Here is a 26,108-nt window from a genome sequence, read left to right as displayed (position 1 = left end):
AACACCCCCGTTCGTCGGTGGTCCTGTCTCCGCACCATCGCGCACCCATAGCGCGCCGATCCCCTTGGGTCCGTGGATCTTGTGCGCCGAAATCGCGATCAGATCGCATGTCTCGGGCACGGCAACCCGGCCATAGCCCTGAACCGCATCGCACAGGAACCGCGCGCCCGCGGCGTGGGCAATTTCCGCAAGCGCCGCGATCGGCTGGATCACGCCGATTTCGTTGTTGACCAGCATCGCCGCCACCAGCCCCGCGCCGGGCGAAATCGCGGCGCGCGCGACATCGAGATCGACCAGCCCGTCGTCGCCGACCGGAAGGACGGTGACGGCTCGCCCCGTCGCGGCTTCGGCGGCGACGGTATCGAGCACCGCCGCATGTTCGGTCGCCAGCGTCACGATCGGGCCGCTTGTGCCCTTGATCGCCCAGTTCAGCGCCTCGGTGGCGCCGCTGGTGAAGGCGACGCTGCCGCCGGCGGGAAGCAGCGCGGCGACCTGTTCGCGCGCCACTTCCACCGCCGCCCGCGCGGCGCGACCGGGCCCATGCGGCGAATGCGGATTGGCGTGCTGCTGTTCGAGCCAGGGCAGCATCGCCTGCAAGGCTTCCGGTGCGAGCGGCGTCGTCGCCTGATAGTCGAGATAGATCACGCCGCGCGCGCCGATGCCGCCGCCGCCACATCCCGCCACAGCGCGACGAACCGGTCGATCTCCTCTTCGTTCGTGCTGCGTCCGAAACTCACCCGCACCACCTCGCGCAGCGCGGGCTCGACCATGCCCATCGCGGCCAGCACATGGCTGGGCCGCATGCTCCCGGACGAACAGGCGCTACCTGCGGACACCGCGATGCCGGCAAGATCGAATCGGATCAGTTGCGCCGCCGCCGACACGCCGGGCATGCGATAGGCGCCGATCAGCGGGCTCCGCCGGCGCTCTGCGCCGATGATTTCGGCGCCGGCGTCGGCAATTCCCTGCTCCAGCCGGGTGCGCAGTTGCGCCATCCGCGCCAGATCCTCCGGCGACTCGATCGCGGCGGCATAGCCCATCGCGCCGGGCAGATTCTCGGTCCCAGCACGATAGCCCTTTTCCTGCCCGCCGGTGGGCAGGAGCAGCGCGAAGTCGCGGACCAGCAACGCGCCGATCCCCGGCGGGCCACCCCGCTTGTGCGCCGATACCGCCACCAGATCGGCGTGGCGCAGCACCTCCGGATCGGCACGCGCCGGCATCTGCGCCGCATCGACCAGTAGCACCCCGCCGGCCGCATGCACCGCCTCGGCGATAGCGGCGATCGGCTGGATCACGCCGGTCTCGCTATTCGCCCATTGCACACAGACGAGCGTCCGGCCCGGCGCGGTCAGCCGATCGCCAAGCGCCATCAGGTCGACGCAGCCGCCGCGATCGACCGGCAGCACCGCCGCGCCTTCGGACAGGCGCAGCACCGCATCGTGCTCGACGGCGGTGACCACGCGGTTGGCGACGACGCTGCGGCCCATCGCGATGCCCAGCGACTCGCTCGCGCCGCTGGTCAGCACGATCTCGTGCGCCCAGCCATAGGCCGCCGCGATCCGCCGCCGCGCATCCTCCAGCATCGCGCGTGCCGCGCGCCCGGCATTGTGCGGCGAGGACGGGTTGGCCCAATGCGCCATCGCCTCCGCCACCGCCGCCGACGCCTGTGGCAGCACCGGCGTCGTCGCCGCATGATCGAGATAGATGCGTGGGGCCATTTCCGTTCCAATTGCGTCGGATGACGTGCTGCCTATATAGCGACCAAGTTCGCGCGCTCCACCGCGCTCTCCACCTAGCGACAGGAACCGCCTTGCCCGAAGTGATCTTTCCCGGCCCCGAAGGCCGCCTTGAGGGGCGTTTCGCCCCCGCACCCCGCCCGCGCGCACCTGTGGCGATGATCCTTCATCCGCATCCCAATGCCGGCGGCACGATGAACAACCGCATCACGCAGGAACTCTACAAGACGTTCCAGCGCCGCGGATTCGCCACGCTGCGCTTCAACTTCCGCGGCGTCGGCAAGAGCCAAGGCGTGTTCGACAACGGCATCGGCGAACTGTCCGACGCCGCCAGCGCGCTCGATTGGGTACAGAGCTTCCATCCCGAAGCATCGACCACCTGGGTCGCCGGGTTCGGATTCGGCGCGTGGATCGGCATGCAGCTGCTGATGCGCCGGCCGGAAATCCGCGGCTTCATCTCGGTCGCGCCGCCGGCCAACATGTTCGATTTCACCTTCCTGGCGCCCTGCCCCAGCTCGGGCATCATCGTTCAGGGCGAGCAGGACGAGGTCGTAACGCCCGGCGCGGTGCAGAAGCTGGTCGACAAGCTGCGCACCCAGAAGCACATCACGATCCATCACGACACCATTCCAGGCGCGAACCACTTTTTCGAGCACGAGATGGATCAGCTGATGGGCTCGGTCGACCGCTATCTCGACATGCGGCTCGACCCCAACTGCCCGATTCGCTGAACCTGCCCGACGTGGTCCGGCGGACGCCGCCGGGCCACGCAAAGGCTGGCGACGCTAGAGCGTCCAGATCAGCACATTGCCCATGATCACCACCGCGCAGGCGAGCATCAGCACGCCCCGTGTGCGATCCCCCCGCCGGACCACGATCACGCCCCCCACCAGCAGCGCGAACACCGCCAGCACGGCGATGCTCGTCGCCAGCGGCGAAAATGCCGCGATCCGGCTCATGTCGCAACGGTCCAGACCGTAACCGCGAGCAGCGCGCCGATCCCGGCGAACATCGCCGCCAGCTTCGGCTCGCCGCGATAGATCAGCCGCAGCAGCGCCCACAGGAAATAGCCGAGCGCATGCGTGCCCAGGCTTGCGACCCGAGCGAGGAATGCCCCGAGCGGGTGGCCGGACTCAGTCCGCGGTTGCGAGGGTTTTGGCATAGGCATCGGGATCCACGTTGCCCCCGGAAAGGATCACGAGCAAGCCCGGCGCCGGAACGACCTTGCCGGCGAGCAGCGCGGCCAGCGCCGCGGCACCGCCCGGCTCCACCACCACCCGCAGCCGATGCGCGGCCCAGCGCTGTGCCGCGCGGACCTCCGCCTCCGATACCGCGATCCCGGTCGCACCCCGCCTCGACAGAACGTCGAACGTAAGCTGCGAGACGCGCTTGGTTTGCAGCGAATCGCACGCGGTGGGCGGCGGCGCCTCGCCCACCGGTTCGATCCAGCCCGCTTCGAGGCTGCGGCGCATGTCATCCCAGCCTTCCGGTTCGACGGTGACGATTTCGGCATCGGGAATCGCGAGCGCAAGGCCCGACGCCAAGCCGCCGCCGCCGCACGGCACCACCACGCGAGCCGGCGGCGCCAGCGCGGCCTCGCTCATCTGCGCGGCCGCCTCGACGCCCGCGCTGCCCTGCCCCTCGATCACCCAGGGGTCGTCGAAGCTCGGCACCAGCACCGCGCCGCGCGCGTGGGCCAACTGCGCGGCAATCGTCTCGCGGCTTTCACTGGCACGGTCGTAACGCACCACCTCCGCCCCCAATGCGAGCGTCGAATCGAGCTTCGTCCGCGGCGCATCGTGCGGCATCACGATGACGGCCGGGATGTTGAGCCGTTTCGCGGCCCAGGCGATGCCCTGCGCATGATTGCCGGACGAGAACGCCACGACCCCCCTGGCCCGCGCCGCTTCATTTAGCGCCGTCAGGCGATGCCACGCACCGCGGATTTTGAACGCCCCAACCGGTTGCAGGTTTTCAGCTTTGAAACACACTGTTACCCCGCGCACTTCATGCGTCAGCAAGGGCGTGGGCGGCAACAGCGCCGCCACCTTCGCCGCGGCATCGCGCACCCCGGCACGGGTCGGTTGTCGCATAATCGTCACAAAATCCCTCGCCGTATAAAAACGGACCCTCGAATCGCTTTACAGCATCGCTCGTGGTCCCTATGTGCCCCCTTCCGCTGCCCCATGGGACTTCCAACCGCAAGGCAGCTTTTCGTCAATGTTTGCCTCACGGCATTTGGAGGTCCCTTGAGTTGCACAAGCATCATCGCGCGCTGGGGTTAGCGACCACCCACACCGGCACCACCCGTGTTGCCGATATCGCTAAGCTTCGTCCGGTCCAGCCGGTCACGCTCGTCCGTCCGCATGCCGCATCGCGTGCTGCCCGCTTCTTTGCTGAGAAGTTCCCGGGCCGCTCGATGTATGCCGTGAAGGCGAACCCCTCGCCGGATCTGATCAAGATCCTGTGGGAGAGCGGAATCACGCATTTCGACGTCGCGTCGATCGCCGAGGTCCGCCTCGTCGCGAGCGTCGCGCCGGAAGCGACCCTGTGCTTCATGCACCCGGTTAAGGCTGAGGAAGCCGTTGCCGAGGCGTATTTCGAGCATGGCGTCCGCGTGTTCAGCCTGGACAGCATGGAAGAGCTGGACAAGATCGTCCGCGCCACCAAGGGCGCGACCGATCTCACGCTGTGCGTGCGGCTGCGCGTCTCCTCCGATCACTCGAAGCTGAGCCTCGCGTCGAAGTTCGGCGTCGGCCCGGGGGAGAGCAAGGAGCTGCTGATCGCGGTTCGCCAGGTCGCAGATGCCCTGGGCATCTGCTTCCATGTCGGCAGCCAGGCGATGTCGCCGGAAGCCTATGCCAATGCGATGGAGCGCGCCCGGATCGCGATCGTCGAGGCGGGCGTCACGGTCGACGTCGTGGATGTCGGTGGCGGGTTCCCGTCCAGCTATCCCGGCATGGAGCCGCCTCCGCTCGAGCGCTATTTCGCGACGATCCACCGCGCCTTCGAAAGCCTGCCGATTTCCTATTCGGCGGAACTATGGGCCGAGCCGGGCCGTGCGCTGTGCGCCGAATACAGCTCGCTGATCGTGCGCGTCGAAAAGCGCCGCGGCGACGAGCTGTACATCAACGACGGCGCGTATGGCGCGCTCTTCGATGCGGCACATATCGGCTGGCGCTTCCCGGTCCGCCTGCTGCGCGAGCCGGATTCGAACGCGAAGGACATGGGCTTCAGCTTCTATGGCCCGACCTGCGACGATATGGATCACATGGCTGGGCCGTTTGACCTTCCGGCGGACATCCAGGCGGGCGACTATATCGAAATCGGCATGCTCGGCGCCTATGGCGCGGCGATGCGTACCGGTTTCAACGGCTTCACCGCCGGTGACACCGTGATCGTCAACGACGAGCCGATGACGTCGCTCTACACCGGCGAGGACGAAGACGAGTCGCTGATCTCGAACGTCGTCAAGCTGTAATCATATCCCGTCATGCCGGCACCGGCTGGCATCTCCCGCCACCAGCGATCGCTGCGTGGCGGGAGGCCCCGGCATCTGCCGGGATGGCGGCTATTCTTTTTGGCGCTTCTTTTCCCTAGAGGGCCATCGAACGGGTTTCCGCGTCCCCTTTGAATGACGGCGGCCATAGGAAGTATTGGGAGTTCCCATGTCCGACACCCTCACCAAGACCGCGGCGGCCAACGCCCCGATCAACGACACTCGCAAGGCCGAGCTGCTTTCCAAGCAGGTCAAGCACATCGACATCAAGAGCTTCGACGCGCGCCCGATCGTCGACGCGATGGCCGATATGAGCTTCACCAGCCGCGATCTCGGCCGCGCGACCAAGATCTACAACGACATGCTGGCCGACAAGGACTGCACGGTCTGCCTCGTGATCGCGGGCTCGACCTCGGCCGGCGGCTGCATGGACCTCTATGCGGATCTGGTGCGCAACAACATGGTCGACGTGATCGTCGCCACCGGCGCGACCATCGTCGACATGGATTTCTTCGAGGGCCTGGGCCACAAGCACTATCAGGCGCTCGAGATCCCCGACGACGACACGCTGCGCTCGCTCTACATCGACCGCATCTACGACACGTATATCGACGAGGAGCAGCTCCAGGACTGCGACTTCACGATCAACAAGATCGCGAACGAGCTGGAGCCGCGCGCCTATTCGAGTCGCGCCTTCATCCGCGAGATGGGCAAGTATCTGTCCGAGCACGGCAAGAAGGAAAACAGCCTCGTCAAGCTCGCCTATGAGCATGACGTGCCGATCTTCTGCCCGGCGTTCGTCGACAGCTCGGCGGGCTTCGGCCTCGTCAAGCACCAGGTCGACCAGATGAAGGCCGGCAAGCCCTATCTGATGATCGACGCGGTCGCGGACTTCCGCGAGCTGACCGAGATCAAGATCCAGGCGGGCACCACCGGCCTGCTGATGATCGGCGGCGGCGTGCCGAAGAACTTCATCCAGGACACCGTCGTCTGCGCCGAGATCCTCGGCCATGAGGATGTGGAAGTGCACAAGTATGCGGTGCAGATCACCGTCGCCGACGTGCGCGACGGCGCCTGCTCGTCCTCGACGCTGCAGGAAGCCGCCAGCTGGGGCAAGGTGAACACCGGCATCGAGCAGATGGTGTTCGCGGAAGCCGGTTCGGTGATGCCGCTGCTGGCCTCGGACGCGTACCACCGCGGCTACTGGAAGGACCGCGCCAAGCGCGGCTGGGCGAAGCTGTTCGCCTGAGCCCTTTCGGGAGCGACAAACGAAACGGCCGGGGGGCGATCCCCGGCCGTTTTGCTTTTCAATCCTCCCCGGCACGGGGAGGGGGGACCATGCGCGGCATGGTGGAGGGGGATTGCCGCGGGCGAGGCCCTCTTGGAGATCCCCCTCCACCACCGCCTTCGGCGGCGGTCCCCCTCCCCGTTCCGGGGAGGATCTAGTAGGTCACCCCTCCACGGCTTCGCGCGCAGCCTTCGCCATCGCATTCAGCTGCGTCAGCGTCTCCTCGAACCGGCCCTCGCGCTCGGAGTCGCGGAGGAACTTCACCCGCTCGACCAGCACTTCCTTCGGCGTCGGCGCCTGCCCGAACAGCGCCATCACCTCGTCGGCAAACTCATCGAGCGGCTGATAGCCGGGGCGCCGGCTCTGGCCCGGCGTCAGTTCGGTCTGCACCGCCGGCGGGGCCAGTTCGATCACCTCGACCTGCCCCTCCAGCACCGAGCGGAGCGCCACGGTGTAGCTGTGGATCGCCGCCTTGGTGGCGTTGTAGGTCGGTGTCGTCACCAGCGGGACGAAGGCCAGTCCGGACGTCACGTTGACGATTGCCGCGTCCGGGGTGGCGACCAGATGGTCGACTAGCGCATCGATCAGCCGGATCGGCCCGAGCAGGTTGGTGGTGATCGTCGCCTCGGCATCGGCCAGGTCGCGCTTCGTATCCAGTGCCTCGAACCGCATGATCCCCGCATTGTTGATCAGCACGTTCAGCCCGGGATGCGCCCCGAGCAGCCGGCCTGCGAAATCGGCCACTGCCTCCGCGCTCTCCACGTCGAGCGTCATCGCATGCATGTTCGCCCGCCCCTCGCACGCCGCCTCCAGCGCGTCGAGCCGCCGGCCGGCGACGATCACCGTGTTGCCCGCGTCATGGAAGCGCTTCGCGAGCGCCGCGCCGATGCCGGAGCCGCCGCCGGTAATCAGAATGGTGTTGCCGCTGGTCTTCATCAAAGCCTCCATATCACGTTGCGGCGCTTGATGTACGTCGGTACATTCTGAACGAAAGAAGGCACCGAAAAGATTTATACGCACCGGAAAGAGAGCGAAGCCATGTCCAGTCTCGCATCGGATCGCGAATCGAACGAGGTCGATCCGCGCGTCGAGGCGCTCGTCACCGAGGTGATCGGCCGCGTCGCCGACAAATGGACGATGCTGATCCTTGAGCTGCTCGCCGAGCAGGGCGAGATGCGTTTCACCCGGATCGGCAGAGCCGTGCAGGGCATCAGCCAGAAGATGCTCACCCAGACCTTGCGCCAGATGGAACGCGACGGGCTGGTGATCCGCACCGTCCACCCGGTCATTCCCCCGCGCGTCGAATATCGGCTCACCGATCTGGGCGAGAGCCTGGGCGAGGCCTTTTGCGGCGTCTGGTACTGGGCGGCCGCGAACCTTGAGCGCATCGAGGCGTGCCGACGCAGATTCGACGCTCGCCTGCGCGAAGCCTAAGATGATCGCGCCCGCATCCCCGATCGGTCACGCGGTCTTCAGCACGCCTTCCACCATCCGGTGGATCGCTTCGATCTGAGGGCCGTGGCGCAGCTGGAAATTCCAGCCCGTATAGCCCCACCAGTCCCAACACCCCATCGGGTTCATCAGGCTGGCATTCACCTGCGGATAGAGAATGACGATGCCGTTGCTGTCAGCCCAGCGATTATAGCCCAGCTGGCCGTAGATCGCGTCGCTTTGGATCGCATCGGCACTCTGTCGACAACCGTGCAACACGACATGCACTGCGCAGCGCGCGCCATCGATGCGGCAGCGTGCCGGCACAAAGGCATAGCCGCGCGCGGCCATCGCCGCCTGTCCCCCGCCATAGCGCGCCTGATCGAACGCAAAGGGCGTTGCCGAGAGCGTGGCGGCGGGCTTGTATCGCAAGCTGTAAAGATGATGGAGGATTGCGCCTGGCTGATCGTAGAACCCGCCGTCGAATGCGCACCGGACGACATAGATGCCGCCATTTTCCGCGCATGTCTCGCCGATCTTCGCCGATACGAACGCGTGGCCGGCCGGCATCGCATCGACGAAGGACAGTGCAGATCCGGGCACGCCCGCGAGTGAATAGAAATCGCGCAGCGAGCGCATCACGCCGGGCGCCACCACCGAATCCCGGCTGCCGCTGAACAGATATACGCGCTGCCGCGCGATGTTGGCGACCGGATCGATCACGCGATCGCGGGCAAAGCCCCAGGCAGATTTCCAGCTTCGCGCCGCTGGCGGATCGCCGCGCATACAGAGCTGAATGAACACGGCCCCGGCCGGTGGGGCGCAGTTATAGGGGCCGCCGGCGACCACGCCCACGCCCATCACCTCGCTCGACCAGGCAACGCCATATTGCACCGCCATGAATCCGCCCGAGGAAAGGCCGGAGACCGAAACCTGTGCCGGATCGGCGCCGAGCGCCGGCAGCGCGCCGGCGTCGGGCGCGGCCTTCCCCAAGGTTGCCGACGGGATCAACAACACCAGCAGAACCAGCAACTGCAGTGGAATTCGCATCGCTCACCCCCCGGAAAGAAGGAATGGATCAGGTCGACGGCACCGCGATCTGCGGCGTCCGCCTCTCGGCTGCGACTCCGCGGGCACCATATCAAGTTATGCCGCACCTGCGAACAAGCGAATGAGCGCGAGCCGCTTTCCGTTGGGCGCCCGGCGGCGTAAGCGTCTGGAAAATCATCGGGAGCGTCGCTTGAATCTGATCCGCCGCCGACTGCTGACACGCATGGCCGCCTTTGGCGCCGCCGCGCCGCTCGTGCCTGCCGCCGCTCGGGCGCATGCCGCCGACGCGCAGGCCTCGCCTCGCTGGCCGCCGGCCGAACATTTCCGGCTGTGGCCAGCCGCAGCCCCGGGTGCGCCTGCGGTGCTTCCCACGCCGGTTGAAGAAGCGGCCGGGCGCGAGCGCAACGAGCTGTGGCTGCGCGGCATCGCCACGCCGACGGTCGCGGTGTTTCGCGCAGCCCGGCCCGACGGCCGCGCCGTGCTCGTGATGCCCGGCGGCGGCTACAGCTTTCTGTCCGCGACGAACGAAGGCGTCGATGTTGCAGCCGCACTCAATGCACAGGGGATTACCGTCTTCGTGCTGGCCTATCGCCTGCCCGGTGAAGGCTGGGCGCGTCGATGGGACGTGCCGCTTCAGGATGCCCAGCGAGCGATGCGACTGATCCGCATGAGCGCTTCTAGCTGGAGTGTCGATCCGGCGCGGCTCGGCGTGCTCGGCTTCTCGGCCGGGGGCCACCTCGCCGCCGATCTGGCCGTCGGGCACGGCGATGCGGTCTATGCGCCGATCGACGCGGCGGATCGGGTGTCGGCGCGTCCGGCCTTTACCGGTCTTGTCTACCCCGTGGTCTCGTTCGCAACCGCGGGGCCGAACAGTCGCTCGGGGGGCGCCCTGCTCGGCGACAATCGGGATCCGTCGGTGTTGGCGCGGCATACCCCGCTCGACCGGGTCCACGCCACCACGCCACCCATTTTCCTCGCCCATGCGATGGATGACGGCACGGTGCCGGTGACGCAGAGCATCGCGATGGCTGAGGCTTGCCGCCGCGCTGGCGTGCCCGTGGAGGCGCATCTGTTCCAGAAGGGCGGCCACGGCTTCGGCATATCCAATCTTCCGCCGCGTGCGCCCGCGCGTCTATGGCCCGATCTGTTCGCTCGCTGGATGGAGGTGCTCTGAATGCGTCATGCTTTTCTCATCGCACCGATGCTCGCCGCCGCGCTTTCGCTCGGCGCCCCGCCTGCGATCGGGCAAAGCGATTCGTATCGGCAGTTGATCGCCGCGAAGAAGACAGTCCCCGCGCCGACATTGGTGGCCAGCTATGGCACCGATCTGTTGCAGCGCGGCGAGTTACGCCTACCCGCCGGCAAAGGCCCCTTTCCGGTGGCGGTGGTGATTCACGGCGGCTGCTGGAACGCGCAGCTCGAAGACCTGACGGGCACGGCGCCGCTGGCGGCGGCGCTGGCAGCGCGGGGTATTGCCACCTGGAACATCGAATATCGTCGCGTCGGCAATCCCGGCGGCGGCTACCCCGGCACCTTCCAGGACATCGCGGCTGCCACGGATTTCCTCGCCGTCCTCGCCCGCACCCAGCCGATCGATCTCGGGCGGGTTGCGGTGATCGGCCACAGCTCGGGCGCGCATCTCGCCCTGTGGGACGCTGCCCGCGCCAAACTCGACGATCCGATCGCCGGGGCAATGACGGTAAAGCCGGTCACGGTCGTGGCGATCGACGGCCCGGGATCGCTCGCACCGTTTATCGGCGTCGACGCTGAAATCTGTGGCGGCCCCGCTATCGTCCCGTTCGTGGGTGGCACCCCGGAAGAGAGGCCCGCCGCCTATGCGCTCGCCACGCCGCAAGACCATCTGCCGCTCGGCGTCCATCAGCTGCTCGTCACCGGCGAACTGGGCATGATGATGGAGCCCTATGCAAGGGCAGCACTCCTTTCAGGCGATACGGTTGTGAAGCTCGCCCCCGGCGGCGCGGACCATTTCAACATCATCACCCCCGCTACGCCGCAGGGAAAGCAGGTCGCCGATTTCATCGCCGCGAAGGCGTTCGAGCAACCAGTCGTCGCACCAAATTCGCTGGCTAATGCAAATCACTAGCGTCACGCGCTGACGCCAAGCAGGTCGTGGCGTTTCAGCGCATGGCGAAGCTGATCATAGGTAAGCCCCAGCGCCTCGGCGGTCGCTCGCTGGTTGAACCGGTGTTCGGCCAGCGCCTGCGAAAGCAGCTTGCGCTCGAACCTCGCCACACGCGTCTTGAAATCGCCGCCGCTGTCGGTGGCCGGCTCGGCAGAGGGCGTAACGGTTGAAGCTGGCGCAGCTTCAGTCACTGCGGGGCGCTCGCCTGTGCTTGCCGACGTCGCCATCGGCCGCGGCCGATAGGGCGATGCAAACGGATCAATCTCGATTTCGTCGATCGGCCCCTCGCGTTCCCACCGATAGACCGCCCGCTCGACCACGTTGCGCAGCTCGCGGACATTGCCTGGCCAGTCATAACCGAGCAGCGCGTCCAGCGCGTTCGGCCCCCAGCCCAGCCACGTGTCACGACCGAGCTCGGCCGCCATGCGCCGGCCGTAGAAATCGGCGAGCACCTCCACATCGCCACCGCGATGGCGTAGCGGCGGCAGCGTCACCACTTCGAAGCTGAGCCGATCGAGAAGGTCGGCGCGAAACGTCCCCTTATCCACCCGCGCCGGCAAATGCTCGTTCGTCGCTGCAACGATCCGCACATCGACGCGCATCGCGCGCGACGATCCGATGCGGGTGATCTCGCCATATTCGACCGCGCGAAGCAGCCGTTCCTGCGCGCCCATCGACAGCGTGCCGAGTTCGTCGAGGAACAGCGTGCCGCCATCGGCTTCCTCGAACCGCCCGACCCGAGCCTTGGTGGCGCCGGTAAAGGCCCCGGCCTCATGGCCGAACAGTTCGGCCTCGATCAACGTCTCCGGCAGCGCCGCGCAGTTCATCGTCACCAGCGGCTGATCCCAACGCTGGCTCAGGCGATGCAGGCGCTCCGCGACTAGTTCCTTGCCGGTGCCGCGCTCGCCGATCACCAGCACCGGGCGATCGAGCGTGGCGGCGCGACTGGCGCGTTCCAGCGCATCTAGAAAGGCAGTGGATTGGCCGATGACCTGTGTGGTGCGCTCCATGCCCTATGATTGGCGAAAATTGCCAACTTTTGGCAAGTTACTTTTTGGGCTGGATTGGCGACATGTCTCGAAAAGCACGGTTTTCTGCCATTTTCAAAATTGGCACGCTCCCTGCAATGATGTTGGCAAGCCCGGACAACGGGCAAACGAACAACCTCAAGGTTCAAGGAAAAGACGATGTACGAACAAGCCACCAATCTCCGCAACGCCTTCGTCGCGGTCGCTTTCGCCTTCTTCGCCAGCGCCATCTTCATGGCCGGTGCGGTCGGCCCCGCGATCGCCTGAGGCGAAACGAGGTCTCCCCGGCTCACCTTCCCTCGGTGAGCGGGGTCCGCCGGAAGGGCCCCCAACCCTTCCGGCGGCAAAATTCACGAAGGAGTGTCTGAACATGGGTATCTTCTCGCGAACCCGCGACATCATCGCCGCCAACGTCACCGATCTGCTCGACAAGGCGGAAGATCCCGCAAAGATGGTTCGCATGATCATCCTCGAGATGGAGGAGACGCTGGTCGAGGTCCGCGCCAGTGCCGCCCGCACCATCGCCGACCAGAAGGAAATGCGCCGCCACATCGCCAAGCTGGAAAAGCTCCAGGAGAGCTGGACCGAAAAGGCCGAGCTGGCGCTGTCGAAGGACCGCGAAGATCTCGCCAAGGCCGCGCTCATCGAACGCCAGAAGGCCGCCGACATGTGCAACCAGCTGAACGAAGAGATCGCGGTGCTCGACGAGTCGCTCAAGGCGTCGGAAGAGGACATCACCAAGCTGCAGAACAAGCTGCGCGAGGCGCGCGTTCGCCAGAACACGATCGTCGCCCGGCTGGAGAGCGCCAACAACCGCGCGAAGCTGCGCGAAATGACCAACGGCGCAAAGATGCAGGATGCGTTCTCGCGCTTCGAAATCCTTGAGCGCCGCGTCGATATGGCCGAAGGTCGCGCCGATGCGATGGGCCTGGGCGGAAATCCCAAGACGCTCGAAGAGGAAATCGCCGAACTCCGCTCGTCGGAAAAGGTCGATGCCGAGCTCGAAGCGCTGAAGGCCCGCCTTAACAAGGGAGCCTGATACGGTGAACGACTTTCTCATCCCGGTCTTCGTCTGCGCAATCCTCTTCCTCGGTCTGCCCTGGATCGTCTTTCACTATGTCACCAAGTGGAAGCAGGCGGGCACGATCACACGGGAAGACGAGAACCTGCTCGACGACCTGTATCGCACGGCGCGGATGCTGGAGGACCGGTTGATGACGGTCGAACGCATCATCGCCGCCGACAACCCCGACTATCGCCCGCTCTCGGCCAACCGCCACGAGCCCAGCGAATTCGATCCTTCACGGAGGAACTGAAATGTCCGCTCGCACCAAATTTTACCTCGACAGGCAGAACCGCAAGTTCATGGGGGTCTGCGCCGGCCTGGCGGATTACACCGGGATCGACGTGACCTGGGTGCGAGTGGCCACCGTGCTGCTCACCATCGCCACCGGCTGGGGCGCACTCGGCTACTTCGTGATTGCGTTCATCGCCAAGCCAAAGCCGGTCGGCCTGTACGACACGCCGGAGGACGAGCGGTTCTGGCAGGGCGTCCGGTCGAGCCCGCGGCGCTCCACCCACGAAGTCCGCTCGAAGTTCCGCGACATCGATCGCCGGCTGGCCGACATCGAAATGTTCTACACGAGCCGCAACACCCGGCTCGCCGAAGAGATCGACAGTCTGCGCTGACCGCGCAGACCGTCAACAGGGAGGCAGACAATGAACTGGTTCAGTGGCCCCGGCTTCGTGATCGCCATCGTCGCGATCTCGACCATCGGCTGGGTCGTTAACAACTGGATCCGCGCCAAGCACGGCTATTCGATCAGCGACGATTTCGGAACGAACATCGACAAGATCGATCCCGATGCCAACCGCAAGATCGGTCTGCTCGAAGCCGAGAACGAGCGGCTCGCAGGCCAGGTCGCCCGGCTGGAGGAACGGATCGCCGTCCTCGAACGGATCGCCACCGATCCCGCGGAACGCACCGCCCGCGCCATCGATGCGCTGCGCTGAGCCCCAGGAGAAGCATCATGATTGAAGTCGCCCTCGCCCCCTTCATCCCTTGGATCATCATGGCAGGCCTGTTCATGGGCTTTGTCGGGATCGCTGGCTGGCTCTTCACCACCTGGCTCCGCGTCAAGAACGGCTATCCGCTCGAAAACAGCTGGGGCAAGGCGGTCTATCCGCAGCGCAACGACGAGGCGATCGAGCGGATCAAGCTGCTCAGCCAGGAAAATGCCCAGCTGCGCGCCGAACTCGGCTCGATCAAGGACCGGCTGGCGAATGTCGAACGCATCGTAACCGACGGGGCGCACCAACTCGACCGCGAGATCGAAGCGCTCCGCTCACGCTCGAACTGAAAGGAACGAGAACCATGATTTCTCCCATCCTCATCCCGATCCTCGGCATCAGCTGTGGCCTCGTGGCGATCATCGGCGGTGTGTTCTTCCGGCCGCTGTTCAAGCTCTGGGAGCGACGCATGGAGATCGAAGCCGGCCTCGCCGCCGAAAAGGCCGCCCAATATGCCGCGCAGACCGAACGGCTCGAACAGCGGGTTCAGGTTCTTGAACGGATCATCACCGATCGCGGCCTGGGTCTTGCCGAAGAAATTGAAAAGCTGCGCGAAACGCCGCTGAACTAACCCATCTCACCAAAAGGATAGTATCGATGATTATCGTTGTCGCAGTGCTGACGGCACTGTGCGGGGGAGCTATTTACCTCGCAGAATGCCGCGATCGCCCCCGCCGCCGCGCCCTCCGCGCCGCCCAGGCATCGCAAAACGCGAATTGAGGCGCCCCGCGCGCCAATCACGGGAGTGAAGTGCAATGAACCCGTTCGAAATGGTCGTGGCCATCATCGTCGTCGTCACGATCGGCAAGGTGCTTCAGGCACGCTACGGCGTCATCAAGGGCCGGCACGGCAACACCGTCGTCGCCCGACCCGATCCGGCCCAGGCGTTCGAGGCCGAACGACTGCGCGAAGAGGTCCGCGCGCTCAAGGAGCGGGTTCAGGTGCTCGAACGCGTCATCACCGACAATGAGAACAGCCTGCGGCTCGATCACGAGATCGAGAAGCTGCGCGACAAGAACCGCAACTAAGCCATGTTTCCGGGAGCAGGACCCATGACCAGCGATCCGCAACTCTACCTCACCCTCGCCCTGTCCGGTCTCGCCGGGCTCGGCATGCTGACCACCGCCGCCCTGTCCGGCTGGCGCGGCTGGCTGGCACTCAAGCACCGCGAGCTGGCCGAGGCACAGCGTGCGGAGCCGGCGCCGACGATGCCCAACACCGCGTCGCGCATCGAGCTCGCCGACCTGAAAGAACGCATCCGCAAGCTGGAGGCGATCGCCGCCGGGGTCGACCTGTGAGCACTGCGATGCCGGCGACGGCGGAAGCCCCCCGCCCCGCTCCGGCGCCCGAGCGCACGCCGCGCCCGCGGCTCGGGCTTCGCTTCGGGGCACAGGCCACGAAATAGCGGCGAGGCTGGAAAATGGCGCGCGACCCCGCTAGCGCGGACGCCATGACCAGCCTCGCCGATCTCCAGGAAGAATATGGGTTTCTCGACGCCGACGATCGCTATCGTCTGCTGATCGATCTTGGCAAGGCGCTCGAGGAAATGCCCGAACCGCTCAAGACCGATGCGACGCTGGTGCGCGGCTGTTCGGCGTCGGTCTGGGTCTATCCGACCAGAACCGAGGATGGCCGGTTGCATTTTCTGGCCGATTCGAACGCGGCGATCACCAAGGGGATCATCGCCCTGGTGCTGCAAACCGTGCAGGATCGAACACCGGCAGAGATCCAGGCAACCGACATCGAAGCCGCACTGGCACCGTTCGACCTCAAGAACCAGCTCAGCTCGAATCGGACGCAGGGCATCCCGAACATGATCGCGCTGATCCGCGAGACCGCCGCACGGTACGCCTGAATCCTCCCGCGGAGAGCTTCAGCCCGGCCGATCGAGCAAAATAGCTGGCGAGTGCAGCCCCTTGGCGGCGGCTCAGGAAAGCCCGAGTTCGCGACCGACCTCGTCGAGATCCGCCCCCTTTTTCACGATCAGCCATTCGCGCGAGCGGGCGCCATTGACCACGGTCACCGCCCCGCCGGGGCACACCCCCAGGCACTTGGTCTCGATCACGCCGATCTTGGCCTTGCGCCCCTTGCCCAGCCCAAAGCGCTTGCGCAGCCCCTTGGCGAGCGACGTCTTGCCCTTTTCTCCGAATCCACCGCCGATCTTCTTCGAGCATTTCCCGCAGACCAGCACCGCATTGCCCCAGTTCGACGCGACGAGCCGCGTCACAGGGGCTTCCACTGACGGCGGTCTTCGGCGCTTTTCAGCACGTCATAGGCGGCCTGGATCGCCTGGAAACGCTTTGCCGCATCGGCGTCGTTCGGCCGCACATCGGGGTGATATTCCTTGGCGAGCCGACGCCAGGCGCCGCGGACCGCTTCGAACGTCGCATCGACTTCCAGTTCCAGCACTTCCAGCGCCTTCATCTCGTCGCGGGAGCGGCTGCCGTCGCCCGGTCCGGCCCAGCTCTTGTAGCTGGATTCGGCGTAACCCGCGGAGGTCCGGCGTTCGTCCGCTTCGCGACGTGCGGCCTCTTCGGCAGTCAGTCCGGCGAAATAGTCCCAGTTGCGGTTATATTCCGCCGCATGTTCCTCGCAGAAATACCAGCGTTCGGGATTGTTCGGCGATTTCGGTGCGGGCCGATCGCCGGGCCGGTCACAGCCTTCGCGATCGCACAGCCGCACGCGCGCGGCTTCGCGTTCGGCACCATATTCGCGCCAGCGAGGAAACCCCCAGTCCATCGATCGCGTGTTTCGGGCCATAGCCCGCCCAGATAGGGGTCCATCGGGGCAAAGGCCAGAGCCCGCCGCGCCGCAACAACGGCCAGGTTCAAACGCCAGAGGGCCTGTAAGCCGGGTTCTGTCCACCTTCTTGCGAAGGATGGGCGACCATTCCTCTAGGCGACGGATCGCTCCGCCGCTCCAGCAACCAACCCGGACGACGCGCCGGAACGAGGCGCATGTGCCGTCCCTATTCGGTCTTGCTCCCGGTGGGGTTTACCAAGCCGCTTCCGTTACCGGTCGCGCGGTGCGCTCTTGCCGCACCCTTTCACCCTTGCCCTTACTCGTCCGCTTGCGCGGAAAAGCAGTGGGCGGTCTGCTCTCTGTGGCACTTTCCCTGGGGTCGCCCCCGGCGGGCATTACCCGCCACCGTCGTTCCGTGGAGCCCGGACTTTCCTCCCCCCGCTTTTCAGCGAGCGGCGGCCGCCCGGCCCTCTGGCGTCGCCCGCTCTAGCGGCTCGGCGCGCGGGCGCAAGCGATCAGTTGCCGGTGTCGGCAGGAGGAAGCGGCGCGGTGTCCGGTCCGGCGACAGGCGTGGCGGCTGCCACGACGGTGGGCGCGGCTACCGGATCGATCGCCGGCGCGACGTCGGCCGGTGCCGGTGCGATCGCGTCCGGGCTCGTCGGTGCGGCATCGGCTTCGGGACCATCGGGCAAGGTGCCGGTGTCGTCAGCAGCGGTCTTCGCCGCCTCGGTCCGCGCATCCTCGTCGGCGACGCGCTTGGCTTCCTCGGCCTTGCGCTCAGCGTCCTCGCGCAGGCTGTCTTCGGACGTCGACGGATCGACCTGGGCGACGGCCACGCCCCAGGCCTGCACCTCGATGCGCCACTGCGTTACCGCGGCGCCGCCTGCGATCGCCGCTCGCCTGTAATCCGATGAAACCTGGAGAATTTGATCGGCACCGTTCACCCGCGCGGCGCGATGCAGCGCGGCGGTGGCGTCAGCAGCCGTGGGCGCGTTGATCGACGCGACACCCGGGCCTTTTTCGTCGCCCCGCACCACCCCGGTCATGCGGACATGCACCGGGCCGAGGGGCGTCATCGAGGATCGAATTGCAGAACTCACCGTTCAAACCTCCGTCCTCCCATAGAACATTATTTCGTTCAGATGGCGTAACCGATCATGGTGAATCGCTACGCATCGCCCGTCGGGCGAGGCAGCAGCAGCGCGAGCAGGATGCAGCGGCATTCCATGTCGATCTCGCCGTCGATCAGTTCGGGGCGAAACCGCCGCTGAAAGGCGACCACCGCCGCCTCCGGATCCTCCACGTCGTAGCCAAAGCGTTCGAGCGCGAGCATGAACCCTGCATCGGGCCAGCCGGGATCGACAAGATTGCGGGTGGGCCGCGGCAGGGCCAGTCGCAGTCGTGCGAGCGCATGCCAGTTGAACAATTCGCCCGGATCCTGCTTGCGCGCCGGGGCGATATCCGAATGCCCCACCACATTGCCGCGCGTGATGCCGTGCCGCGCCTTGATGTCGGATACCAGCGGGATCAGTGCGCCCATCTGTTCGTCCGTGAACGGCCGATAGCCGAATTCGTGGCCCGGATTGACGATCTCGATCCCGACCGACGCCGAGTTGACGTCGGTGATCCCCCGCCAGTGCGAGCGCCCCGCATGCCATGCGCGCTTTTCCTCGGGAACGAGCCGCATGATGCGGCCGTCTTCCTCCACCAGATAATGTGCCGACACCTTCGCCGCCGGATCGCGCAGACGCGCCAATGCCACTTCGCCGCTGGTCATGCCGGTGTAGTGGAGCACGATCATCGAGATCGGCAGCGTGCGCTCGTCGAAATTGGGCGACGGCGTTTCGATGATGGCTAGGCCGCTTGTCATGGTGCCTTCTAGTCTGGACTGCGCACCACGCCAATCGTCGTCGACGCTCAGCTTGCGACGGCAAGCGACGACATCGTTTCATCGACGCTGCGATAAAAGCCGCGGAACCGCTCGCATGGCGTGAACGCATCGGTCACGCCGATTACCGTCTCGCCCGCGCCCAGTACCAGCAGCCCCCCCGGCCGGATCGCGCCCGCCAGCCGCTCGAACACCATCCGACGCAGCGACAGCGAGAAATAGAGCATGACATTGCGGCACAGGATGATGTCGAACCGGCCCGGCGGCGGCGGATCGACCGTCAGATTATGCTGCCGGAACTGTACCGTGCGAACGAGGTCGGGCTTGGCGACCCAATCTCCACCGACGCTGTCGAACCAGGTCATCATCCGCCGCACCGGCAGGCCGCGCTGGATTTCGAACTGCGAATAGCGGCCCGCCCGTGCCTTCGCCAACGCCGCCGGCGACACGTCGCTGGCGACCAGCTCGGGAACGACACCGCCAAAAGCAGCAGCCTGCTCGGCGAACAGCATCGCCAGCGACAACGGCTCCTGTCCTGTCGAACAGCCGGCTGACCAGATGCGCAGCCGACGCCCGCCGCTTTCGGCATGCAGCGCCCGCGCAGCATCGGCGACCATGTCGAGCACGGTGACGTCGCGGAAAAAACTGGTTTCCTGGTTCAGCAGTACGTCGACCACCTTGTCGGCAAGCTCCCCCGTTCGCGATGCCATCAGTTGCGCGACCAGCGCATCGAGCGTCTCCAGCCCGCGTTCGCGCAGCACCGGCGCCAGCGCCGTCTCGATCCGCCAAGCGCGATTGGCGGCGATCTGTTGCCCGGTACGCTGTTCGAGCAGCGAACCGATCAATTGCATGGCGGCGCCGTTATAGACGTTCATCGCCCGCCTCCCGCCCCGATCAGGCGGCCGATCTCCTCGGGCGGCAGGATCGCCGTCGCGCGACCCGCATTGGCGACTGCACCGGGCATGCCCCAGACGACCGACGACGCCTGATCCTGAACGAGCACGCGCGCGCCGACCTCGCTCAGCCGCCCGGCACCTTCACAGCCGTCCCTGCCCATGCCGCTCAGCACGACGCCCAGCGCCCGGTTGCCGAACACCTCGGCCAGGCTGTCGAACATCGGATCGACCGAGGGCATGCAGCCGCTCTTCGCGTAATCCGTGCTGATGCGGATCGCCGCTCCCTCCGACGTTCGAACCACCCGCAGGTGCCCGTCGCCAGGCGCCACGACGATGCGCCCGGGGCAGATCCGCATGCGATCGACGGCGACGTCGCACGGCCTTCCGCCCAGCACCGCAAGCTGCGCCGCGAAATAGCTCATGAAGCTGCCGGGCAGATGCTGGGTGACGAGGATCGGCAGTTGGAAGCTGGAGGGGATCACTCGAAGCAGCCGGCTCAGCGCGTGAATGCCACCCGTCGACGCGCCGATCGCCACGATCTGGAACGGATCGAGCTGTACCGGCGGCGCCGCCGGGCGCGGCGGAACGGCAGCCGGCGCGGCCTCGCCGGGCGTGTCGAGCAGGCGGGTCAGCCGCTCTTCCAATATTTCCGCAAAACGCCCCCCGAACGCGCCGACGCCGGGCTTCACCAGCGTGTCGGCCGCACCCAGCGCCAGCGCCTGCAGCGTCGAGACCGCGCCTTCATCGGCGGACGAAGACACGATCAACACCTTCGCACCGTTGCCCGCCACCAGAACGTCGGGCAGCGCGGTCAACCCGTCGATCCCCGGCATCGCGATGTCGAGCAGAATGATGTCAACATGGTTGGTCTTCAGAAAGTCGAAGGCGCCCCGAACGTCCGCCAAGGCGGCCGCGACGCGGAAACGCCGTGTGCCCTCCACCATCCGGCTCAGCACCGATCGGGCGACGACTGAATCGTCGACGATCAGCACCCGCGCATGGCGACAGGGCAGATGATCGTGCGTCGTCGGCAAAATGGGGGACGTGGCCACCGGGGGCGCTCCGCTGTCGTGGGTCAGGCGACGCCGACGATCTGGAGCTTGCTCTCTAGCGTCTCGCGGTCGAATGGCTTCATCACATATTCGTCGGCCCCCGCGTCGATCGCCGCGCGGATATAGGCCATGCCGTTCTCGGTGGTGCAAAACACCACCTTCGGGCGCTGCGTGAGGCTCGATTCCTTCAGCGCGCGCAGGAAATCCATGCCGCTCATCACCGGCATGTTCCAATCGAGCAGGATCACATCGGGCGGACATTCGAGGCATGAATTCAGCGCCTCGCGACCATCACCGGCCTCGCGGACTTCGAAATCAAGCGTCTCGAGGATGTGCCGGGCGACCTTCCGGATCACTTTCGAGTCGTCCACGACCAGGCAAGTTTTCATGTTCCCCTGTTCCCCGATGGCAGGTGTCTTGGAATCGGACTCTGCACCGAAAGCCGTAAGCGTCGCGTTAATCCGCGCGCTATCCGATCAGCCCTCCCGCCGGCACCAGCGAGGCCAGGTCGATCGCCAGGATCGGCTCGCCATCGCGCTCGACAATGCCCCGCCCTACCCCGCGCCACTCCGCATCGAGGGCGATGCCGCCCGATAGCGGGCGCAGCTCGAACGGCTCGACGTCGTCGAGCGCGTCGACCAGCATCGCATAATGATGACCATCAACATGGGTGATGACCGCGCGCTTGGCGATCGCACAGCTTTGAAGCCCGAGCGCGGCCTGGGTGTCGACGACGGTGACGACGCGGCTGCGCAGTGCCGCCAGCCCGCGGACCTGCCGCGACGCCCGCGGCACTGCCGTCACCTCGCCGATATCGACCACCGATTCGACCTGTTCGGAATCGATCGCCACCGTGCGGCCGGCAATCTGGGCGACCAGATAGAGATGCGCCATCTCAGCAGCCTCCCGCCCGGTGCAGACGATCTGCCAGCGCCGACAGCAGACCGGCTCGATCGTAGCGATAGATGCTGTCGTCGCCGGGCTTCGCGGTGCGGCGCCTGCGCAGTCGGAGCACCGGCGCGCCCGGCAGTTGAGCGGGATCGCTTTCTTCGGACGAGAGCACGATCGCGGGTGTCTCATCCGCTGGCAGCGCCGATGTCACCCGATAGCCCGCCCCTTCCAGCATCGGCCGGACGAACGACGCAACCCACCCATCCTCGTCTCCGACGATGAGGCACAACGGCGCATTCTCTTCCGGCTCGCGATCCGCATGCGTATCGAACACCCACAGCACGTCGAGCAGTTCGATCTGCTCGCCCTCCAGCAGCGCCACGCCCGCCGCCGGCCCCGGCACACGCGCCGGGACGATGTCCGGCGGCAGCGTCACGATGTCCAGCGCTTCCTCGATCGCATAGCTGACGACGGTATCGCCGTCCTTCAGCCTGAGGACGCTCAGCCGGCTGCGCTCGCCAAGGCTGCCCTCCATCGCCAGCGGGACGATGCGGCCGTCGATCGCGAGGCGATAACCACCGGCCGTGAATCGCACCTGCGCCGCAGCGATCCGCTCCACCCGATCGACTGCGGCGAGCGGCACCGCCCGGCGGACGCCATCGAGATCGTCGAACAGCAACGCCGGCAGGCCCGGCGTCTCGATCTCCGCCGCCACCTCGTCAAAGGTTTCGCTGAGATCGCGACTGAAATCGAGCCCGGCCACCCGGGCGATCCCCGCACAGTCCAGCAGCAGCATCGGCAGGCCCGAGTCCGGCAGGGTCTGGCCGGCATAGACACCCGTCGCCATCACCGCGGGCGAGGCGGGCTTGATCACCAGTTCCTCATTGTCGATCACCGTATCGAGCACCAGCGCATAGCGCCCCGCGCCCACCCCGACGATGGCAAGCATGCGCGCGCCCGCCATCTCCTTGCGCGGGAGCCCCAGCAGCGTGGACAGATCCACCAGCGGCATCCGCCGTTCGCGCACGGTGGCGATGCGGGTGCCGCCCAGCATGTCGATTCGGATCGCATCGCCGCGTTCGCTGACGATTTCCTCGATCGACTGGCGCGGAATGGCAAAGTGCTGGCCGCCACTGCCGACGATGATCGCGGAAATGATCGACAGCGTCAGCGGCACATGGATGGCGATCCGCAACCCGCGGCCGGGCGCATTGTCGAGCTCGACCCGCCCGCCAATCTGATCGATCGCCGACTTCACCACGTCCATGCCGACACCGCGTCCGCTCACTTCGGAGACCTGGTCCCGGCTCGAAAGCCCGGGATGGAACATCAGTTCCAGCCGCGCACGCTCCGGCAGCGCCAGCAGGTCGCGCTCCGAGCGGCCGCTAGCCACCGCGAATTTGCGCACCAGACGATCGACGTCCACGCCGCGCCCGTCGTCGGAAATCTCGATGATGATCTGGTTGCCCGATTGCCGCGCGGCGATGCACAGTCGCCCGTTCTCTCGCTTGCCTGCCGCACGGCGCTCGGCCGGTGCCTCGATCCCGTGATCGATCGCGTTGCGAATGATGTGGACCAGCGGGTCGCGCATCACCTCGATCATTTCGCGGTCAAGCTCGACATCGGCGCCTTCGATGTGCAGCGCCACCGATTTGCCCAGCGCCGCAGCGGTATCGCGCACCATGCGGGGCAGCGGCGAAAACAGCGCGTCGATCTTCTGCATGCGCGTGCGCGTCACCGTGTCGCGCATCTCGCCAACGGTAAGCGACAGCCGCTCCAGCGCCGCCTCGACCGCAGGATCAAGATCGCCGAGCCGCAGCCGGCGGGCAAGCTCGTTGCGCGCCAGCACCATCTCGGACATGCCGCTCATCATCCGGTCGAGCAGGTCGACGCCCAGGCGGACGCTGCGGGTGGGCGCGCGCAGTCCGGCGCCAAGCATCGACGCGGCGATCTGTTCGGACCCCTCCGCCAGCGCCGCGATCAGCAGTTCCTCGCCGCTGTCGTCCAGCGCATTGCCGGCATCGATCGCCTCGACGATCTCGCCGATCCGGTCGACTACCGCGAGCACGGCGTTGACCAGCGCGCGATCAGGCTTGCGTTCGCCGGAGCGCACCTGCGCGAGTACGTCTTCGGCGGCATGCGCCAGCCGTTCGAGCCGCGGCAGATCGAGGAAGCCGCAGCTTCCCTTCACCGTGTGGACAAAGCGGAAGATCGCATCCAGCCGCGCGCCGTCCTCCGGATGCGACTCCCAGGCGACGATCTCGCCCGACAGCGCCTCCAGCGTCTCACGCGTCTCGGCGATGAAGTCCTGAAGCAGGTCGTCCATGGGGCCCCGGGGTGGAAGATCGATCGCCACCATGAAGCCCGCCGGGTTAATACGGGGTTAGGGACACCGCCCGCCCCGGCGCGTCATCCCACCATGAAGGACGCGCCGAACAGCAGAACCTCGGAATCCGGCGGGCTTACCTGAAGCTCCCCGCCATTGTTCACCACCAACTCGTGCGCCAGAAACGCCGCTGCGGCGCGCGGCGTGATCGGCATTTCCTCGCGACCGCCGGCCAGCGCCGCGCGCAATTCGGGATCGAGCACGATCCGCGGCCCATCGGCGCGGATCACGATCTCGATCGCGCCGTCATGCGTTTCGGCGCCGATGTCCAGCTGGCCGCCACGCACCAGCGCGTCGCCGCCGATCAGTGCCAGATTCAGCAGCACCTTGATCGCCTGTTTCGGCAACACCGGTTCCTCGATCATCCAGCCGATCTTGACGCGGTGATTGTCGCCGAACAGCCCGTCCAGCGCCGCCTGCGCCTCTCGCGTGTCGACCGTTTCGCCAAATCCGCCCGCTGCGCCGAACGCGAGACGGAAGAATTTCAGCTTGTTGGCGCTGGCGCGTGCGCTCTCGCTCAGCAGTTCCAGGCAGCGCGCGCGCATTTCCGGATCATGCTCGTCCGCCAGCAGTTCCAAACCATTGTTGAGCGCGCCGACGGGGCTCAGCAGGTCGTGGCACAGGCGCGAACAGAGAAGGCTGGCGAAATCGGTAGGACTTATATTCAAGATGTTCAGGCTCCCGCTTCACCCCCTCTTTGGCGCAGCGCGCGGCAAGCTGCAAGCAGCCGGGCGACACCATGCCGCCACGCGAACCGCCGGCGGGACAAGTAGCCGGAGCGGACGCGCCGCCCGATTGGACCACGCACGCCGAAGTTGCCGCCGGCCGGACGCAGAACGCCCAGGCCGGCGGCAATCGATCAGGCCGGTGTCAAACTCGGCGCCCCGTGAACAGCTGGACCAGGCCAACGATCACGGCGATGACAAGCAGGATGTGGATCAACCCGCCCGCGATACTGAACGAAAAGCCAAGCAACCAAAGGACGAGTAGGATCAGGACGAGGGTCCAAAGCATCGGCAGGCACTCCGTAAAGGGGAATGCTCAATGAACGTGATCCGCGCCTGGAACGTTCCGTCACATTCGCAGGCGATCAACGTAATGTTGTGAAACGCACGCGCAAAGGATCGCTCGCCAGGCTGCACGCTTCCGCAATTGTATCCGGAGCGTGCCATGTCCCTGTACAGCCTTTCAAGCCCACAAAATCCAAAGCGTGCGCAGACCACCGCCGGCGCCTTTCCGGCTATAGCGCCGGTAATCGCCGGGAGCCGCATCTTGATCGCCGATCCAGACCGCGCGGCCATGACAGCATTGGCGCAGACGTTTGAGATGGCCGGATTTCAGGTCTGTCGTTGCGAAACGGTATCGCGACTGGCCAGCCGCCTGGAAAATGGACCGTGGGATGTCCTGGTGCTCGATCCCGGGGTTGCAGGCGGCGACAGTGCGTTGCTCCTGGGCGAGATCGCCCGAATGCCAGCGCCCCCTTCGCTGATCGTCACCGGCACCGCTATGGGCGAAGCCGACCGTATCGTCGCGCTTGAACTGGGCGCCGATCATTGCGTCCCGAAACCGTTCAGCGTCACGGAGATGCTCGCCCGCGTCCGGGCATTGCTTTCCCGCCAGCAAGCGCGAAAGAACGCACCGGCGCGTTGCGCAAGGGCCGTGTTCGCCGGCATGACGTTCGAGCCTGCCCGGCGATTGCTGCGGAATTGCGACGGCCGTTCCTCCCGGTTGAGCGCAGCAGAGGCCGATCTGCTAACCCAGTTCCTTCGCCAACCGCGCAAGATACTGGCCCGAGAGGAATTGCTTGCGGCGGAGGGTCCGGGCAGCGCGGTGCGAAGCGCGCGCGCGATCGACGTCCGGGTAAGCCGGCTGCGACAGACGCTCGGTTCGAGCGATCATGTCGTCATCCAGACGGCGCGAGGCCGGGGCTATGCCTTGATCCACGACGTCCGTTGGGAATGACCATCGCGAAAAAGGGGGCGCATCGCGCGCCCCCCAACTCTCGGGC

General features: G+C 66.3%; 35 protein-coding genes and 1 other RNA gene. 16 read left to right on the top strand and 20 right to left on the bottom strand.

Features of this window, described 5'->3' with window-relative positions:
• A partial coding sequence (locus tag ACX40Y_RS16065) for a cysteine desulfurase family protein (RefSeq protein ID WP_459120570.1) occupies nt 1–645 on the bottom strand: 645 nt, incomplete at its 3' end.
• A complete protein-coding gene (locus tag ACX40Y_RS16060; RefSeq protein WP_459120569.1) occupies nt 642–1,718 on the bottom strand; it encodes a cysteine desulfurase family protein in 1,077 nt (358 codons plus the stop codon). The genes ACX40Y_RS16060 and ACX40Y_RS16065, both read right to left, overlap by 4 nt.
• 92 nt (nt 1,719–1,810) lie before the next feature.
• On the opposite strand from ACX40Y_RS16060, the gene ACX40Y_RS16055 reads away from it, so the two are divergent.
• Complete coding sequence (locus ACX40Y_RS16055; RefSeq protein ID WP_459120568.1) at nt 1,811–2,467, top strand: alpha/beta hydrolase; 657 nt, start codon at nt 1,811–1,813, stop codon at nt 2,465–2,467.
• A gap of 54 nt (nt 2,468–2,521) precedes the next feature.
• On the opposite strand, the gene ACX40Y_RS16050 is transcribed toward ACX40Y_RS16055, so the two are convergent.
• Genes ACX40Y_RS16050 through ACX40Y_RS16040 form a run of 3 tightly spaced genes read right to left on the bottom strand, consistent with a single transcriptional unit; the run spans nt 2,522 to nt 3,829 of the window.
• Nucleotides 2,522–2,695: a hypothetical protein gene (locus ACX40Y_RS16050; RefSeq protein WP_459120567.1), complete on the bottom strand. Its 174-nt coding sequence runs from the start codon at nt 2,693–2,695 to the stop codon at nt 2,522–2,524.
• Nucleotides 2,692–2,904, bottom strand: a complete 213-nt coding sequence (locus ACX40Y_RS16045; RefSeq protein ID WP_459120566.1) for a hypothetical protein — start codon at nt 2,902–2,904, stop codon at nt 2,692–2,694. Before ACX40Y_RS16045 ends, ACX40Y_RS16050 begins: the two co-directional genes overlap by 4 nt.
• Complete coding sequence (locus ACX40Y_RS16040) at nt 2,870–3,829, bottom strand: threonine ammonia-lyase (RefSeq protein WP_459120565.1); 960 nt, start codon at nt 3,827–3,829, stop codon at nt 2,870–2,872. Before ACX40Y_RS16040 ends, ACX40Y_RS16045 begins: the two co-directional genes overlap by 35 nt.
• Before the next feature lie 161 nt (nt 3,830–3,990).
• On the opposite strand from ACX40Y_RS16040, the gene ACX40Y_RS16035 reads away from it, so the two are divergent.
• Together ACX40Y_RS16035 and ACX40Y_RS16030 are read left to right on the top strand one after the other, a co-directional pair.
• Nucleotides 3,991–5,217, top strand: a complete 1,227-nt coding sequence (locus tag ACX40Y_RS16035) for a type III PLP-dependent enzyme domain-containing protein (protein ID WP_459120564.1) — start codon at nt 3,991–3,993, stop codon at nt 5,215–5,217.
• Between the two features lie 187 nt (nt 5,218–5,404).
• On the top strand, nt 5,405–6,484 hold the full coding sequence (locus ACX40Y_RS16030; RefSeq protein WP_459120563.1) for a 1,9-bis(guanidino)-5-aza-nonane synthase: 1,080 nt from the start codon (nt 5,405–5,407) through the stop codon (nt 6,482–6,484).
• A 201-nt stretch (nt 6,485–6,685) separates the two neighbouring features.
• On the opposite strand, the gene ACX40Y_RS16025 is transcribed toward ACX40Y_RS16030, so the two are convergent.
• The gene (locus tag ACX40Y_RS16025) at nt 6,686–7,459 is read right to left on the bottom strand and encodes an SDR family oxidoreductase (protein ID WP_459120562.1); all 774 of its coding nucleotides are present in this window, start codon (nt 7,457–7,459) and stop codon (nt 6,686–6,688) included.
• Nucleotides 7,460–7,561: 102 nt separating this feature from the next.
• Here ACX40Y_RS16025 and ACX40Y_RS16020 point away from each other — a divergent pair, with 102 nt between their 5' ends.
• Entirely contained in the window at nt 7,562–7,957 is a 396-nt protein-coding gene (locus ACX40Y_RS16020) for a winged helix-turn-helix transcriptional regulator (protein WP_459120561.1), read from the top strand.
• A gap of 27 nt (nt 7,958–7,984) precedes the next feature.
• Here the strand turns inward: ACX40Y_RS16020 and ACX40Y_RS16015 are convergent, their stop codons facing one another.
• Nucleotides 7,985–9,004, bottom strand: a complete 1,020-nt coding sequence (locus ACX40Y_RS16015) for an extracellular catalytic domain type 2 short-chain-length polyhydroxyalkanoate depolymerase (protein ID WP_459120560.1) — start codon at nt 9,002–9,004, stop codon at nt 7,985–7,987.
• Nucleotides 9,005–9,194: 190 nt separating this feature from the next.
• Here ACX40Y_RS16015 and ACX40Y_RS16010 point away from each other — a divergent pair, with 190 nt between their 5' ends.
• A complete protein-coding gene (locus ACX40Y_RS16010) occupies nt 9,195–10,178 on the top strand; it encodes an alpha/beta hydrolase (protein ID WP_459120559.1) in 984 nt (327 codons plus the stop codon).
• Nucleotides 10,179–11,108, top strand: a complete 930-nt coding sequence (locus ACX40Y_RS16005; RefSeq protein ID WP_459120558.1) for an alpha/beta fold hydrolase — start codon at nt 10,179–10,181, stop codon at nt 11,106–11,108. It abuts the gene before it with no gap.
• Between the two features lie 2 nt (nt 11,109–11,110).
• Here the strand turns inward: ACX40Y_RS16005 and pspF are convergent, their stop codons facing one another.
• A complete protein-coding gene (gene pspF, locus ACX40Y_RS16000) occupies nt 11,111–12,157 on the bottom strand; it encodes a phage shock protein operon transcriptional activator (RefSeq protein ID WP_459120557.1) in 1,047 nt (348 codons plus the stop codon).
• Between the two features lie 388 nt (nt 12,158–12,545).
• Here pspF and pspA point away from each other — a divergent pair, with 388 nt between their 5' ends.
• From pspA to ACX40Y_RS15955, 9 genes are all read left to right on the top strand, one after another.
• A complete protein-coding gene (gene pspA, locus ACX40Y_RS15995; RefSeq protein WP_459120556.1) occupies nt 12,546–13,214 on the top strand; it encodes a phage shock protein PspA in 669 nt (222 codons plus the stop codon).
• 4 nt (nt 13,215–13,218) lie between these two features.
• Complete coding sequence (gene pspB, locus ACX40Y_RS15990; RefSeq protein WP_459120555.1) at nt 13,219–13,491, top strand: envelope stress response membrane protein PspB; 273 nt, start codon at nt 13,219–13,221, stop codon at nt 13,489–13,491.
• 1 nt (nt 13,492) lies between these two features.
• The gene (gene pspC / locus ACX40Y_RS15985; protein ID WP_459120554.1) at nt 13,493–13,864 is read left to right on the top strand and encodes an envelope stress response membrane protein PspC; all 372 of its coding nucleotides are present in this window, start codon (nt 13,493–13,495) and stop codon (nt 13,862–13,864) included.
• Between the two features lie 30 nt (nt 13,865–13,894).
• Nucleotides 13,895–14,188, top strand: a complete 294-nt coding sequence (locus ACX40Y_RS15980) for a hypothetical protein (protein ID WP_459120553.1) — start codon at nt 13,895–13,897, stop codon at nt 14,186–14,188.
• 17 nt (nt 14,189–14,205) lie between these two features.
• The gene (locus tag ACX40Y_RS15975; RefSeq protein WP_459120552.1) at nt 14,206–14,535 is read left to right on the top strand and encodes a hypothetical protein; all 330 of its coding nucleotides are present in this window, start codon (nt 14,206–14,208) and stop codon (nt 14,533–14,535) included.
• A gap of 14 nt (nt 14,536–14,549) precedes the next feature.
• Nucleotides 14,550–14,816, top strand: a complete 267-nt coding sequence (locus ACX40Y_RS15970) for a hypothetical protein (RefSeq protein ID WP_459120551.1) — start codon at nt 14,550–14,552, stop codon at nt 14,814–14,816.
• A 184-nt stretch (nt 14,817–15,000) separates the two neighbouring features.
• Nucleotides 15,001–15,273 (top strand): hypothetical protein, encoded by a 273-nt coding sequence (locus ACX40Y_RS15965; RefSeq protein WP_459120550.1) that lies wholly within the window; start codon nt 15,001–15,003, stop codon nt 15,271–15,273.
• Between the two features lie 24 nt (nt 15,274–15,297).
• On the top strand, nt 15,298–15,543 hold the full coding sequence (locus ACX40Y_RS15960; RefSeq protein WP_459120549.1) for a hypothetical protein: 246 nt from the start codon (nt 15,298–15,300) through the stop codon (nt 15,541–15,543).
• 152 nt (nt 15,544–15,695) lie between these two features.
• The gene (locus ACX40Y_RS15955) at nt 15,696–16,100 is read left to right on the top strand and encodes a SufE family protein (protein ID WP_459120548.1); all 405 of its coding nucleotides are present in this window, start codon (nt 15,696–15,698) and stop codon (nt 16,098–16,100) included.
• Nucleotides 16,101–16,172: 72 nt separating this feature from the next.
• Here ACX40Y_RS15955 and ACX40Y_RS15950 read toward each other — a convergent pair whose 3' ends face one another.
• From ACX40Y_RS15950 to ACX40Y_RS15895, 12 genes are all read right to left on the bottom strand, one after another.
• Nucleotides 16,173–16,472, bottom strand: coding sequence for a (2Fe-2S) ferredoxin domain-containing protein (locus ACX40Y_RS15950; RefSeq protein ID WP_459120547.1), 300 nt, complete (start codon nt 16,470–16,472; stop codon nt 16,173–16,175).
• Nucleotides 16,469–17,005 (bottom strand): J domain-containing protein, encoded by a 537-nt coding sequence (locus ACX40Y_RS15945; protein WP_459120546.1) that lies wholly within the window; start codon nt 17,003–17,005, stop codon nt 16,469–16,471. The genes ACX40Y_RS15950 and ACX40Y_RS15945 overlap by 4 nt, the downstream gene beginning before the upstream one ends.
• Before the next feature lie 70 nt (nt 17,006–17,075).
• Nucleotides 17,076–17,462, bottom strand: an RNA gene (gene rnpB, locus ACX40Y_RS15940) — RNase P RNA component class A.
• A gap of 40 nt (nt 17,463–17,502) precedes the next feature.
• Nucleotides 17,503–18,063 (bottom strand): hypothetical protein, encoded by a 561-nt coding sequence (locus ACX40Y_RS15935; protein WP_459120545.1) that lies wholly within the window; start codon nt 18,061–18,063, stop codon nt 17,503–17,505.
• A 92-nt stretch (nt 18,064–18,155) separates the two neighbouring features.
• Nucleotides 18,156–18,857 carry an N-acetylmuramoyl-L-alanine amidase gene (locus ACX40Y_RS15930; protein WP_459120544.1) on the bottom strand — a complete coding sequence of 234 codons (702 nt, stop codon included), beginning with the start codon at nt 18,855–18,857 and terminating at the stop codon, nt 18,156–18,158.
• A gap of 47 nt (nt 18,858–18,904) precedes the next feature.
• The gene (locus ACX40Y_RS15925) at nt 18,905–19,750 is read right to left on the bottom strand and encodes a CheR family methyltransferase (RefSeq protein ID WP_459120543.1); all 846 of its coding nucleotides are present in this window, start codon (nt 19,748–19,750) and stop codon (nt 18,905–18,907) included.
• A complete protein-coding gene (locus tag ACX40Y_RS15920) occupies nt 19,747–20,715 on the bottom strand; it encodes a chemotaxis protein CheB (RefSeq protein ID WP_459120580.1) in 969 nt (322 codons plus the stop codon). The genes ACX40Y_RS15925 and ACX40Y_RS15920 overlap by 4 nt, the downstream gene beginning before the upstream one ends.
• Before the next feature lie 131 nt (nt 20,716–20,846).
• On the bottom strand, nt 20,847–21,212 hold the full coding sequence (locus ACX40Y_RS15915) for a response regulator (RefSeq protein ID WP_459120542.1): 366 nt from the start codon (nt 21,210–21,212) through the stop codon (nt 20,847–20,849).
• A 79-nt stretch (nt 21,213–21,291) separates the two neighbouring features.
• The gene (locus tag ACX40Y_RS15910; RefSeq protein ID WP_459120541.1) at nt 21,292–21,717 is read right to left on the bottom strand and encodes a chemotaxis protein CheW; all 426 of its coding nucleotides are present in this window, start codon (nt 21,715–21,717) and stop codon (nt 21,292–21,294) included.
• A gap of 1 nt (nt 21,718) precedes the next feature.
• Nucleotides 21,719–24,040 carry a chemotaxis protein CheA gene (locus ACX40Y_RS15905; protein ID WP_459120540.1) on the bottom strand — a complete coding sequence of 774 codons (2,322 nt, stop codon included), beginning with the start codon at nt 24,038–24,040 and terminating at the stop codon, nt 21,719–21,721.
• A gap of 83 nt (nt 24,041–24,123) precedes the next feature.
• On the bottom strand, nt 24,124–24,768 hold the full coding sequence (locus ACX40Y_RS15900) for a histidine phosphotransferase family protein (RefSeq protein ID WP_459120539.1): 645 nt from the start codon (nt 24,766–24,768) through the stop codon (nt 24,124–24,126).
• 202 nt (nt 24,769–24,970) lie between these two features.
• A complete protein-coding gene (locus ACX40Y_RS15895; protein ID WP_459120538.1) occupies nt 24,971–25,114 on the bottom strand; it encodes a lmo0937 family membrane protein in 144 nt (47 codons plus the stop codon).
• Nucleotides 25,115–25,372: 258 nt separating this feature from the next.
• On the opposite strand from ACX40Y_RS15895, the gene ACX40Y_RS15890 reads away from it, so the two are divergent.
• Complete coding sequence (locus tag ACX40Y_RS15890; protein WP_459120537.1) at nt 25,373–26,062, top strand: response regulator transcription factor; 690 nt, start codon at nt 25,373–25,375, stop codon at nt 26,060–26,062.
• Nucleotides 26,063–26,108 lie beyond the last annotated feature (46 nt).

Source organism: Sphingomonas sp. RS6 (assembly GCF_054489705.1).
Note: the sequence above shows the minus strand (reverse complement) of the source record. Positions and strands in the feature narration are given on the sequence as shown.

Coding starts and splice junctions, on each gene's coding strand:
- ACX40Y_RS16060 (WP_459120569.1), bottom strand. CDS start 1,718: ATGGCCCCACGCATCTATCTCGATCATGCGGCGACGACGCCGGTGCTG.
- ACX40Y_RS16050 (WP_459120567.1), bottom strand. CDS start 2,695: ATGAGCCGGATCGCGGCATTTTCGCCGCTGGCGACGAGCATCGCCGTG.
- ACX40Y_RS16045 (WP_459120566.1), bottom strand. CDS start 2,904: ATGCCTATGCCAAAACCCTCGCAACCGCGGACTGAGTCCGGCCACCCG.
- ACX40Y_RS16040 (WP_459120565.1), bottom strand. CDS start 3,829: ATGCGACAACCGACCCGTGCCGGGGTGCGCGATGCCGCGGCGAAGGTG.
- ACX40Y_RS16030 (WP_459120563.1), top strand. CDS start 5,405: ATGTCCGACACCCTCACCAAGACCGCGGCGGCCAACGCCCCGATCAAC.
- ACX40Y_RS16025 (WP_459120562.1), bottom strand. CDS start 7,459: ATGAAGACCAGCGGCAACACCATTCTGATTACCGGCGGCGGCTCCGGC.
- ACX40Y_RS16020 (WP_459120561.1), top strand. CDS start 7,562: ATGTCCAGTCTCGCATCGGATCGCGAATCGAACGAGGTCGATCCGCGC.
- ACX40Y_RS16015 (WP_459120560.1), bottom strand. CDS start 9,004: ATGCGAATTCCACTGCAGTTGCTGGTTCTGCTGGTGTTGTTGATCCCG.
- ACX40Y_RS16005 (WP_459120558.1), top strand. CDS start 10,179: ATGCGTCATGCTTTTCTCATCGCACCGATGCTCGCCGCCGCGCTTTCG.
- pspF (WP_459120557.1), bottom strand. CDS start 12,157: ATGGAGCGCACCACACAGGTCATCGGCCAATCCACTGCCTTTCTAGAT.
- pspA (WP_459120556.1), top strand. CDS start 12,546: ATGGGTATCTTCTCGCGAACCCGCGACATCATCGCCGCCAACGTCACC.
- pspC (WP_459120554.1), top strand. CDS start 13,493: ATGTCCGCTCGCACCAAATTTTACCTCGACAGGCAGAACCGCAAGTTC.
- ACX40Y_RS15980 (WP_459120553.1), top strand. CDS start 13,895: ATGAACTGGTTCAGTGGCCCCGGCTTCGTGATCGCCATCGTCGCGATC.
- ACX40Y_RS15975 (WP_459120552.1), top strand. CDS start 14,206: ATGATTGAAGTCGCCCTCGCCCCCTTCATCCCTTGGATCATCATGGCA.
- ACX40Y_RS15970 (WP_459120551.1), top strand. CDS start 14,550: ATGATTTCTCCCATCCTCATCCCGATCCTCGGCATCAGCTGTGGCCTC.
- ACX40Y_RS15965 (WP_459120550.1), top strand. CDS start 15,001: ATGAACCCGTTCGAAATGGTCGTGGCCATCATCGTCGTCGTCACGATC.
- ACX40Y_RS15960 (WP_459120549.1), top strand. CDS start 15,298: ATGACCAGCGATCCGCAACTCTACCTCACCCTCGCCCTGTCCGGTCTC.
- ACX40Y_RS15955 (WP_459120548.1), top strand. CDS start 15,696: ATGACCAGCCTCGCCGATCTCCAGGAAGAATATGGGTTTCTCGACGCC.
- ACX40Y_RS15945 (WP_459120546.1), bottom strand. CDS start 17,005: ATGGCCCGAAACACGCGATCGATGGACTGGGGGTTTCCTCGCTGGCGC.
- ACX40Y_RS15935 (WP_459120545.1), bottom strand. CDS start 18,063: ATGACGCCCCTCGGCCCGGTGCATGTCCGCATGACCGGGGTGGTGCGG.
- ACX40Y_RS15930 (WP_459120544.1), bottom strand. CDS start 18,857: ATGACAAGCGGCCTAGCCATCATCGAAACGCCGTCGCCCAATTTCGAC.
- ACX40Y_RS15925 (WP_459120543.1), bottom strand. CDS start 19,750: ATGAACGTCTATAACGGCGCCGCCATGCAATTGATCGGTTCGCTGCTC.
- ACX40Y_RS15920 (WP_459120580.1), bottom strand. CDS start 20,715: ATGGTGGAGGGCACACGGCGTTTCCGCGTCGCGGCCGCCTTGGCGGAC.
- ACX40Y_RS15915 (WP_459120542.1), bottom strand. CDS start 21,212: ATGAAAACTTGCCTGGTCGTGGACGACTCGAAAGTGATCCGGAAGGTC.
- ACX40Y_RS15910 (WP_459120541.1), bottom strand. CDS start 21,717: ATGGCGCATCTCTATCTGGTCGCCCAGATTGCCGGCCGCACGGTGGCG.
- ACX40Y_RS15905 (WP_459120540.1), bottom strand. CDS start 24,040: ATGGACGACCTGCTTCAGGACTTCATCGCCGAGACGCGTGAGACGCTG.
- ACX40Y_RS15895 (WP_459120538.1), bottom strand. CDS start 25,114: ATGCTTTGGACCCTCGTCCTGATCCTACTCGTCCTTTGGTTGCTTGGC.